Annotated in this window: 7 protein-coding genes and 1 pseudogene; 7 read left to right on the top strand and 1 reads right to left on the bottom strand. The window is 61.9% G+C overall.

Going from position 1 to position 10,869, the window contains the following annotated elements; all coding sequences use genetic code 11:
* From CAPSK01_RS18260 to CAPSK01_RS18230, 7 genes are all read left to right on the top strand, one after another.
* On the top strand, positions 1-901 hold a 901-nt coding region (locus CAPSK01_RS18260; protein ID WP_034930131.1), incomplete at its 5' end, for a TolC family protein.
* Positions 898-2,340 (top strand): efflux RND transporter periplasmic adaptor subunit, encoded by a 1,443-nt coding sequence (locus CAPSK01_RS18255; protein WP_273704030.1) that lies wholly within the window; start codon positions 898-900, stop codon positions 2,338-2,340. The genes CAPSK01_RS18260 and CAPSK01_RS18255, both read left to right, overlap by 4 nt.
* 24 nt (positions 2,341-2,364) lie before the next feature.
* On the top strand, positions 2,365-5,496 hold the full coding sequence (locus CAPSK01_RS18250) for a CusA/CzcA family heavy metal efflux RND transporter (RefSeq protein WP_034930074.1): 3,132 nt from the start codon (positions 2,365-2,367) through the stop codon (positions 5,494-5,496).
* 269 nt (positions 5,497-5,765) lie between these two features.
* Entirely contained in the window at positions 5,766-5,906 is a 141-nt protein-coding gene (locus CAPSK01_RS23910) for a Uma2 family endonuclease (RefSeq protein WP_273704029.1), read from the top strand.
* Between the two features lie 281 nt (positions 5,907-6,187).
* The gene (locus tag CAPSK01_RS18240) at positions 6,188-7,426 is read left to right on the top strand and encodes an AAA family ATPase (RefSeq protein WP_034930072.1); all 1,239 of its coding nucleotides are present in this window, start codon (positions 6,188-6,190) and stop codon (positions 7,424-7,426) included.
* On the top strand, positions 7,423-8,385 hold the full coding sequence (locus CAPSK01_RS18235; RefSeq protein WP_034930069.1) for a hypothetical protein: 963 nt from the start codon (positions 7,423-7,425) through the stop codon (positions 8,383-8,385). Before CAPSK01_RS18240 ends, CAPSK01_RS18235 begins: the two co-directional genes overlap by 4 nt.
* 12 nt (positions 8,386-8,397) lie before the next feature.
* Positions 8,398-10,041 (top strand): DUF262 domain-containing protein, encoded by a 1,644-nt coding sequence (locus tag CAPSK01_RS18230; RefSeq protein ID WP_034930066.1) that lies wholly within the window; start codon positions 8,398-8,400, stop codon positions 10,039-10,041.
* Between the two features lie 155 nt (positions 10,042-10,196).
* Here the strand turns inward: CAPSK01_RS18230 and CAPSK01_RS18225 are convergent.
* Positions 10,197-10,869, bottom strand: a pseudogene (locus tag CAPSK01_RS18225) (MarR family transcriptional regulator); the annotation flags it as partial.

The following is a 10,869-nucleotide window of genomic DNA, read 5'->3' as shown; positions in this document are numbered from 1 at the left end:
CGCCAGAGGACGCGCCTTGGGCACCTGGTCGGAAATCGCTGCCAGGATCAAGACGACCTACGCCCAGTGGTACTACGTCCAGCGCAATGAGCACCTGACGCAGGAAATCCTCGACCTGATGCGGCGCCTCGAAAAAATCGTCCAGACACGCTACACAAACGGTCTGGCGACCCTGCAGGACCTCATTCGTGCGCAGGTCGAGCAAACCAGGCTGCGCAGCGAACTGGTGGCCCTGGAAACCGAGCACCACCACCTGCGCACGCGCCTGAACGCCTTGCTCGCCCGGCCCGCGGCGGCACCGCTGGCAGCACCGGAGAAGCTGCGCCCGCTGCCGCCACCGGCGCGGCTCGATTACGCCACGCTCGAAGAACGTGTCCGCGTCCGTAACCCGCTGCTGGCGGCCGAAGCCGGCAAACTCCAGGCAGCGGAAAAAAACCGGGAACTCACCTACAAGAACCGTTACCCGGATTTCACCCTCAGTGCCGGACCGATCCAGTATCAGAGTGCGATCAGGGAATGGGATGTGATGGTCGAAATGAACATTCCGCTACAGCAATCCTCGCGACGCGCACAGGAACGCGAATCGGAGGCGATGCTTTCGGCGGCGCGCGCGCGCCAGGAAGCGAGCACCCACCAGGTGCTTGCCGACCTGGCGGAGAATCTGGCCGCCATCGACGGCGCGCGCCGGAGCGAAGCCCTGGCCACCAATGACCTGCTGCCCGAGGCCGAGCTGACCTTCAGGGCCGCGCTCGCCGGCTACGAGAACGGCAAGCTCGATTTCGCGATGCTGCTCGATGCGCAGCGGCAGATTCGGCAGGCCAGACAGGACCAGATCAGGGCGCAGGCCGAAGGACAGGCCCGCCTGGCGGAAATTGAACGTCTCCTGGGAGAAGATCTATGAAGCAGGGCGCGCGCATTGCAACCGGCGCTTTGGCGGTCGCCGCGCTGGCCGCCGCTGCGGGCTATTGGGCCGGCACGCGGAATCCCCCCGGCCGTCCGGAAGCAACTCACCAGACGGCCGCCACTGCCGGCGACCCGGCGGCAAAGGAACGCAAGCTCCTCTATTACCGCAACCCCATGGGCCTGCCCGACACCTCGCCGACACCGAAGAAAGACTCCATGGGAATGGACTACGTTCCGGTCTATGCCGACGAAGCCGACGAGGAGGCGGGCGCCGCGAAGCAGCTCAGGATCAGCACCGAAAAGGTTCAGAAGCTCGGCGTCAGAACCGAGACCGTCCGCCTGCGCTCGCTCGACCGGATCGTTCGCGCGGTCGGTCGCATCGAGCCCGACGAACGCCGCCAGTATGCGATCGCCCCCAAGTTCGAGGGCTACGTCGAACGCCTGCAGGTCAATGTGACCGGTCAGATGGTCGGCAAGGGCCAGGTGCTGTTTGAAGCCTACAGCCCGGAACTGGTCTCTGCCCAACGCGAATACGTGCTCGCCACGCAGGCGGCGGAATCGCTGCACCCGGCCGGCAGCGAAGCCCGCAGCGGCAGCGACATGCAGCAACTGGCCGCGGCGAGCCTCACGCGCCTGAAAAACTGGGACATCTCCGACGAACAGCTCAAGGCCCTGGCCAGTTCCGGAGACGCCCGGCGCACGCTCAGCTTCCGCTCGCCGGTTGCCGGCGTGGTGACCGAGAAGAAGGCCGTGCAGGGCATGCGTTTCATGCCCGGCGAAACACTCTATCAGGTGGCCGATCTGTCTACGGTCTGGGTGATCGCCGACGTCTTCGAGCAGGACATCGGGCTGGTGCAAACCGGTGCGCCGGCCAGAATCAAGGTCAACGCCTACCCGGAGCAGGTTTTCGAGGGGGCCATCCGCCATATCTATCCGACGCTCAAGGCGGAAACCCGCAGCATTCCGGTCCGCGTCGAGCTGAGCAATCCGGGCATGCTGCTCAAACCCGGCATGTTCGCCCAGGTCGAGCTGGCGGTGGCCGCCAGGGGCCAGGTGCTGACCGTGCCGGTCTCGGCAGTGATCGACAGCGGCACGCGCCAGATCGTTCTGGTGCAGCTCGCTGAGGGTCGCTTCGAGCCGCGCGCAGTGAAGCTCGGCGCCCGCAGCGATGACCAGGTCGAGGTGCGCGACGGGGTGCGCGCCGGCGAGCAGGTGGTGGTCGCAGCCAACTTCCTGATCGACGCCGAAAGCAACCTCAAGGCGGCTGTCGGCGGTTTCGCCCAGGCGCAGCCCCCGGCCGGCGAAACCACCGCCAGGATGACCCCGGCAAACACGGGACACCGGGCGGAAGGCCAGGTCAAGCCGGCAAGCAGGCCCGAGGCCAGCACCGGAACCGCGGCACAGGCCAATCCGCACGCGGCGCACGCCGGCCACTGACGGCAACCCACGGAGCCCTTCGCCATGCTGGCCAAACTCATCGACTGGTCGAGCAGGAACCGTTTCCTGGTCCTGCTGGCCACCCTGTTCGTCATCGTCGGCGGCATCGTCGCCATCCTCAGGACGCCGCTCGACGCACTGCCCGACCTCTCGGACGTGCAGGTCATCGTATACACCGAATACCCCGGCCAGGCGCCGCAGGTGGTCGAAGACCAGGTCACCTATCCGCTGACCACGGCGATGCTGTCGGTGCCGCAAGCGAAGGTCGTGCGCGGCTTCTCGTTCTTCGGTGCGTCCTTCGTGTACCTCATCTTCGAGGACGGTACCGACATCTACTGGGCGCGCTCACGCGTGCTCGAATATCTCAACTTCGCGTCCAGCCGCATGCCCAGGGGGGTGACGCCGCAGATCGGCCCGGACGCGACCGGCGTCGGCTGGGTCTATCAGTACGCGCTGCTCGGCAAAGACAGGAGCCTCGCCGAGTTGCGCACCATCCAGGACTGGTATCTGCGCTACCAGCTCAGCAAGGCGCATGGCGTCGCCGAAGTCGCATCGATCGGCGGTTTCGTTCAGACCTACCAGGTGACGGTCGATCCGGTCAAGCTGCGCGCTTACGGCGTGCCGCTGCGGAAGGTCGTGCAGGTCATCCGCGATTCCAACCGCGACGTCGGCGGCCGCGTCGTCGAAATGGCCGAAACCGAGTACATGGTGCGCGGCAAGGGCTACCTGCGCGGCATCGGCGACCTCGAAGCGCTGGTGGTCAAGAGCGACCAGGGAACGCCGGTGCTGATCCGCGACATCGCGCGTGTCGAACTGGCGCCCGACGAGCGGCGCGGCCTGACCGAACTCAATGGCGAAGGCGAGGTGGTCTCCGGCATCGCCATGGCGCGCTACGGCCAGAATGCCCTCGAAGTGATCCACAACCTGAAAACCAGGATCGCCGAACTCGGCTCCGGCCTGCCCGAAGGGGTGACGGTACAAACCGTCTACGACCGCTCCGAACTGATCCACCGCGCCATCGCCACCCTCCAGAGAACGCTGATCGAGGAATCGCTGATCGTTGCGCTGGTCTGCATCGTTTTCCTGCTGCATGTGCGCAGCGCGCTGGTGGCGATCCTGATGCTGCCGGTCGGCGTGCTCATCGCCTTCATCGCCATGCGCCTGCTCGGCATGAACTCCAATCTGATGAGCCTCGGCGGCATCGCCATCGCCATCGGGGCGATGATCGATGCCGCCATCGTCATGATCGAGAACGCCCACAAGCACCTGGAGCGGCTGCCAGCGCAGCATTCCCGGCAGGATCGCGCCGCCGCCATGCTGCTGGCGTGCCAGGAAGTGGGACCGGCGCTGTTCTTCTCGCTGCTGATCATCACCGTCTCCTTCCTGCCGGTCTTCAGCCTGGAGGGCCAGGAGGGGCGGCTGTTCTCGCCGCTCGCCTTCACCAAGACCTTTGCCATGGCCGGCGCGGCGATCCTGTCGGTGACGCTGGTGCCGGTGCTGATGCTCGGGCTGATCCGCGGCCGGATCCTGCCGGAAGCGAGAAATCCGGTGAACCGCGCGCTGATCTGGGGCTACCGGCCGATCATCGCCGGCGTCATGCGCTGGAAGAAGCTGACCATCCTGGCCGCGCTGCTGGTCCTCGGCATTTCGATCTACCCGGCTTCCAGGCTCGGCTCCGAGTTCATGCCGACGCTCAACGAAGGCACGCTGTTCTACATGCCGACTTCGCTGCCGGGCATGTCGATCACCAAGGCGGCCGAGCTGCTGCAGACCCAGAACAAGATCATCAAGAGCTTCCCCGAGGTCGAGTCGGTCTTCGGCAAGGCCGGGCGCGCCAACACGGCAACCGACCCGGCGCCGACCGAGATGTTCGAGACGGTGATCAACCTCAAGCCGGAATCCGAATGGCGCCCCGGCATGACCACCGACCAGCTGATCGCCGAACTCGACCGGGCCCTGCAGTTCCCCGGCGTCGCCAACGCCTGGACGATGCCGATCAAGGCGCGCATCGACATGCTCTCCACCGGCATTCGCACGCCGATCGGCATCAAGGTCTTCGGCAAGGATCTCGACGAGATGGAAAAGCTCGCCAAGGCCATCGAGACGGTCGTCAAGGCCGTGCCCGGGACGACCAGTGCCTTTGCCGAGCGCATCACCGGCGGCTTCTACCTCAACATCGAACCCGATCGCGAACAACTGGCGCGCTATGGTCTGGCGGTCGGCGACCTGCAGGAGGTCATCGGCACGGCGCTCGGCGGCGAGATGGTGACCACCACCGTCGAGGGGCGCGAGCGCTTCGGCGTCAGCGTTCGCTACCCGCGCGAACTGCGTTCCGATCCGCAGCAGATCGCGCGGGCCGTGCTGGTGCCGACGATGGACGGCGCCATGGTGCCGCTCGGCCAGGTGGCCCGCGTCGAGGTGACGAAAGGCGCACCGGCCATCCGCACCGAGAACGCCCTCCTCTCGGCGTATATCTTCGTCGACATCCGCGACCGCGACATCGGCGGTTACGTCGCCGACGCCAAGAAAGCGGTGGCGGAACAGGTCAGGTTCCCGCCCGGCACCTACATCACCTGGAGCGGCCAGTTCGAGTACATGGAGCGCGCCCTCGAGAAGATGAAGATCGTCATCCCGCTGACGCTGCTGCTGATCTTCCTGCTGCTCTACCTCAACTTCAGGCGCCTGACTGAAACGCTGATCGTCCTGCTGTCGGTGCCGTTCGCGCTGGTCGGCGGCGTCTGGCTGATGTGGGGGCTCGATTATCACCTGTCGGTCGCGGTTGCCGTCGGCTTCATCGCGCTCGCCGGCGTCGCGGCGGAGACGGGCGTGGTGATGCTGATCTATCTCGACCATGCCTGGCAAGCGGTCAAGGAGAGCTGCCGCGCCGCCGGGCGGGAACCGGGGGTGGCCGACCTCTACGCCGCGGTCATGGAAGGCGCCGTCGAGCGGGTGCGGCCGAAGATGATGACCGTCGTCGCGATCATGGCCGGCCTGCTGCCGATTCTATGGGGCACCGGCACCGGTTCCGAGGTGATGAGCCGCATCGCCGCGCCGATGGTCGGCGGGATGATTTCGTCGACCGTCCTCACCCTGGCGGTGATTCCGGCGATCTATGCGCTGGTTAAGGAGGGGCGGCTGCGGCGCGGGATCGAGTAGTTCGGGTTTCTGGCACGGCCATGCCGCGCTACGCCCGGCGTTCGCCAGACTGGCCATGCCGGTGGCTACCGTGGCTGGCGCCGACAGGCAGCAGGCAGGCAGGCATTTCTCGTCGACCGATTTGCCGAGTATCTCGGCAGCGGCCCTTCCGCCGGTTATATGGTGCGGGTGCAGAACCCCATCGTCCTTGACGAACGGAGCGAGCCGCAGCCGGACATTGCCCTCGTCAAACGCGCCAACCATGACGACCGACAGCCGCTGACGTCCTGTTGATCGTCGAGGTTTCCGACACCACACTCGATTACGACCGCGATGGCAAGCTTGCGCTCTATGCGCGCCACGGCATTCCCGAGGCCTGGCGGTGTGATGTCAAGGGCGGTGGAGTGCCTAACCAGCGCGCAGCGCTTTAGTTCAACGTCAAAGCTCAGGCGACGGCCGCGGCTTCTTGCGGCCGCTCGCCTGGAACGAATGGTTGGGAATGGATGCATGATTTCAAGACATGACCCCGCAGCTCTGACCCCGCAGCTCCGTGTATGACCCCACAGCTACGTGTATAGTAACATACTGATAAAGCATGTATTTTCTGGTTTTCTGCCAAACACTAATTATCGGCGGGGACGTTCCGCTACAATGAACGTTGTCGAATATTGCCCCGACCGTCCGCACAGTCCACACCACTATGACATCTTCGTTGATCTTCAGTCTGAAAGTTCAGGCGTTTCGAAGCTTCCAGGAGGAAGCACGTCTCGACATCTGTCCCTTGACGCTCTTATATGGTTTCAACCAGGCGGGTAAGAGCAGCCTGTTGCGCCTGCTGGTCCTCTTGGCGGATTCTCTACAAGACGGCGCCGGTCCCCTGGACCTCCAGTGCCCGGCGCTGCGCGGCGCAACCTTCAAAGAACTGGGTTGGTTGGGAACGAATCCGGCCCTCTCCCCCTGGATAACCCTGGTTGCGCCAGAGGTTACTACAGAACCGACACTGAAGGTCCAATTTGCGGACGATGACGGACTGGTAGTCAACCGTCTGCATCTTGTGCCAGGAGCCGGCGACAAATTTTTGGTTGACCTGGATGGCGCTGTAGTTCGCGACGGAAATGGGATCGAAGCCGAATACGCAGGGCAGTACCGGGGCCAGGATTGGAGTGGCAGACTGAAGTTCGTCAGCCTGTTCCCCGATGGCCTGCCGGAACAAGCGAAGGAATTGTCAGCGCAGGTCCGCAAGGCACTGGATCCGTTGCAACGGATCCAATGGCTGCATGCCAACCGCACTGGAGAAGGCACCGACGAGACCAGAAGGGCCCGCTGTTGCCGCGCCAGCGGGGCTGATCTCCCTTTGGTACTGAGCGCTTCGCAAGAAGAACAAGCCGTACTCGAGGCAACGTCTCGATGGTTGAGCCAGCAAGACGGGATGGGCAACGAGATCGCACTTCGTCGGATGTCTTCCGGCCAAAGGCAATTGGTGCATCGCGCCAGTGGCCGCGAGGAATTGCCGCTCCATTTGGCAGGCGAGGGCCTTCGAGCGTTGTTGCCAATACTGCTGTCTGCCACTTGGGCGGAAACCAAGAGCCCAACGGCTCCATCACTACTTGCCCTGGAAGAACCGGAAGCCTACCTCCATCCGACGCTCCAAGTCGCTTTGTTTGATCGACTGCTGGAGACCGTTCGGGCTGGCATTCCCGTAGTTCTAGAGACTCACTCGGTCTACCTTTTACGCGCAATGCAACTGGCAGTTCTGGACGGACGTTTGCAGTCCGGACAGGTAGCGTTGCACTGGATCGAGCAGCGAGCGAACGGCGCTGGAAGCGTGACGCGGGTTGACGTTAAGTCAGACGCCACACTGACCGGCTGGCGGCCCGACCTGTTCGAGAAAGAGCAGGAACTGGCACACCGTATACTCGATCTGCGCTGGAAGAAAACAGGTGGGGGATGATTTTTTGGGTTGACGACAAACTGTTTGGTGGTCAGAGCCGGGATGTGGACCGGCTGGCTCTGTTGCGCAATGCGGCCCTGCGTCGACACACCGTCATCATATCGGCGAGCCCGCAGGCTTTGTGGGATTCCCGCCAGGCCCCAATATTTGATTCCTGGCTGTCGACGTTGTCTCCGCGGCTACAGGCCGAAGTGTCGCTGCTGCGTGAACGCACCCAGTTGGTCACAGCGAGCGCGATCGCTGTGGGTGCCAACAGAGTACTCGTTGCCGAACGTCGCCCAGACGCTGATGGCTGCTGGCTGTCTCTTGACGAGGCGGCCAGGGCTGCTGCAGAGCCGCTTCAAGTGATGGTTGAGCATCAAATCAACGACGCAGCCTTTCTACGCCGGGCAATGCCACCAGTGTGGCGAAAGCGGTTCGAGGATTGGGAGGGTAAAGGCGAGATTCGTTACGCAAACGGTGGCGGTTTGTCCGTGATGACTGCTCTGGTCACGTTTTTTACCGATGACAACACGGCAAGGCGTTGTTTCGGACTACCAGCGGAAGTCTGGCGGCTGCTTCATTTCTTGGTCTTCGACCACGATGGGGAGCGGCCCGAAACGCCCGGCGATCAATCCAAAGAGTTAGAACGGCGGTGTAAGAGCAACGGCATGATACAACGCATCCATCGACTCGTTCGAAGGGATCAGGAACATTACTTGCCGCTGGAGGCTCTCCAGTCGATCTCGAATGCCCGCGTCCAAAACACAGTTGAGCGCGATATGTTGCTGGAAAAACTAGAAAAACATTTTGCGTTGGGACAAGCCCGTCATTTTGTTCCGCTTCCCCGGATCGGCAGTGATCCCTTTTTCAAGAGCGAGTTCGTCGAGGAAATAGCTTGGTCCGACGACTGGTTCGAGCGCGATGATGCCTGGCCTGAGATGACGCAATTGGCCGAGCGCATTGCATCCGCGATTTGATGGGAGAAAGACGTGCCGTTCTACGAACGCCAACCCTACATTCAACCTCTCTACTTAGTGGTGTCCGAAGTGATGCGCGGGGAGATCCGCATACCGCGGTTTCAGCGACCTGGCACAGAAGAGACCTGGAAAGCCGAGCAACGAGGCGACCTGCTAGACAGCTTGTACCGTGGGTTCCCAATAGGGACCATTTTGCTCTGGTCGACCGCGAAACCGATCAAGACGATCGATCATGTCGGCGGCTTCTCCATTCCGCCTTCCCCGGCGAACAGCAGTCAAAGGCTGTTGCTTGATGGTCATCAACGTCTCTCGACACTCGTGCAGATCTTGGGTCCCGGCTTGCTCGGGGATCTGGGGCGATCCGGCGCTCAAGTCGTTGGGCAGCCTCTCAATGAGTCTGCAGACTCGGAGCGATGGACCTTTGAGCTGAACCCCGCCAAGAACGAAGACAGTCGCGAGCGCTTCATTCTCTTACGAGCGGGGCAAATTCCGACACCGACCCAGCTTCCACTCAACATTGCGCTTGATCGGACGGCCTTGAACAAGTGGATCCGAGATCGATCGCAGCCGTTGAGCGAGCACCAGATTGCTGAAGCGGATGCACTTCGCGACCGCCTTCGCGAGTACAGCATTCCTGTTGCCGTGCTGGTTGCCGACTCCCTGCAAGACGCTACCGAGAGCTTCAAACGCATCAATTCCAGCGGCGAACCGATGAGCGCCTTTAACATGGTCGTCGCCCTCGCTTACCAGAGCGACTTCGATCCTCAGGAGATTTTTCAACAGTACCGAGCCGATTTGCTGGATCCGCTCGGTTGGCAAGGTATTTCCGATACCGACATCCTGCGCGTCTGCGCCGGTCTCATCGGTCAGGGACCCGCAAAGTTCCGAGTTGACGAGATGGCGAGGAAGCTCTTGCAGAGCCGCGAGGTAATTGAGCAGACCTTCAAGCAGGTCGAGCAAGCAGCCAAAAAGCTTGGTGATTTCTGCGGAATACTTGGCCCAGAAGCGCTTCCGTATTCCTGGCAGCTAATTACGTTGGCGATTTGTCTGAAAGCCACCACCGAATTGTCGGCAGATGAAGACGATGCCGTCAAACGTTGGTTCTGGCTAACCACCTACGGCGAAGTATTCGCCGGAGTAAACTCAACGGTCTATGATCGGAGCAAGAAGGCATTGGAAGCTATGATGCGCGGTCAATCCTGGATGGCGATGGAACGTGATGTGACGTCAAAAATACGCCAGCCTCAACGCTTCGACTTCCGTGCGGCCCGGTCCAAAGCATGCGCCCTTGCCATGGCTCGTTTCCACGATAAGTACGAGCAATCGGGCCAGAGCAAGCAATACGGTCTAGCCCACCAGGCCCTAGCCAAGGGTGCCGGGGCGATGGCCCTCCTGCTGACCACCGGTCAGCGCTCCACTTGGTGGCATCTGATGGTCGTGCCGGACGAGGACTCGGTTGTAGGTTATCGGGAGGCTCTGAAACGGAGGGAGCGGGGAATATGTGAAACAGAGGATAACCGTTTGCTGGCGAGCATCGGCGTTCCCGAAGAGGTCGAAGGGAACGTAAACGAGCTTCTTGGCGCTCGGCGGGATGTTCTGTTGAAGAACGAGGAGGAGTTCGTCAAAGACTTGGGTCTTCAGTGGGCTGACCAGTAATCGCTGGCACGCGGCTCGAAGAAAGCGCGTTGTGCGTTCACTCAAGACGCGTCAGCCGAGCGCTCTTTCTGGGCGATTTCCCGAATTCCGGTGACCAGAGATTCCAGTTATAGTCTCTTATGAATGAGATCTTTACATTTTCTGAGCAGAATTGGTCATGCGGCTGCACCGGCGAGGGCGGGGACAATGGTTTGTTCAGTGATGCGGCAAGCGGCGGCAATGGCGCTGCGGCCGAGTCGTGTCAGGTAATAGCGATAGCTATGGGCGACCTTCTTGATCAAACCGAACTTGCGCAGGCGCCAAAGATAGCGGGTGATACTCGACACGGAGAGATGGGGCAAGAAGGACTTCAGATCGGCACGACAAATGCCCCGGAGGTTGAACTCTGGACGCTGCAAGGCACGGAGCAGAGCTTGCTGCGTCGAGTCGAAGAAGTTGAAACCCTTGAGCGTATGGCCGTCGACGGTCTTGGGGCGGGTGAGTCGATGCAGGTTGCGGTCGCCGGCGGAGAAGTCGTCGAGCGCGGAAAGGTACTCCAGGTAGCGTCGGTTACAGCCGAGCAGAATTTCGCGCAAGTCGATGAGACTGTAGATCGTCTTCTTGAGGGGTGCGACTTCGTGGCTTTCGTGGTGATCCCGATGTTCCACCTTGCGGTAGTGTTTGAAGAAGGAAACGTCGTTGGTCGTGGTTTCGAGGCGCAACACGCGATTGAACTTGTCGTACATTTTGACCGACACCTGACCGAGGCGGTGCTTGATACAGGTGCCTTCGATGCGGGTGGCAAAGCGGCTACCGATTTCCTGCGCCAGTTGCGGCGTGATCTTCTTG

Source organism: Candidatus Accumulibacter vicinus (assembly GCF_000584955.1).
GTDB lineage: Bacteria > Pseudomonadota > Gammaproteobacteria > Burkholderiales > Rhodocyclaceae > Accumulibacter > Accumulibacter vicinus.
This window is presented reverse-complemented; position numbering and strand designations above follow the sequence as displayed.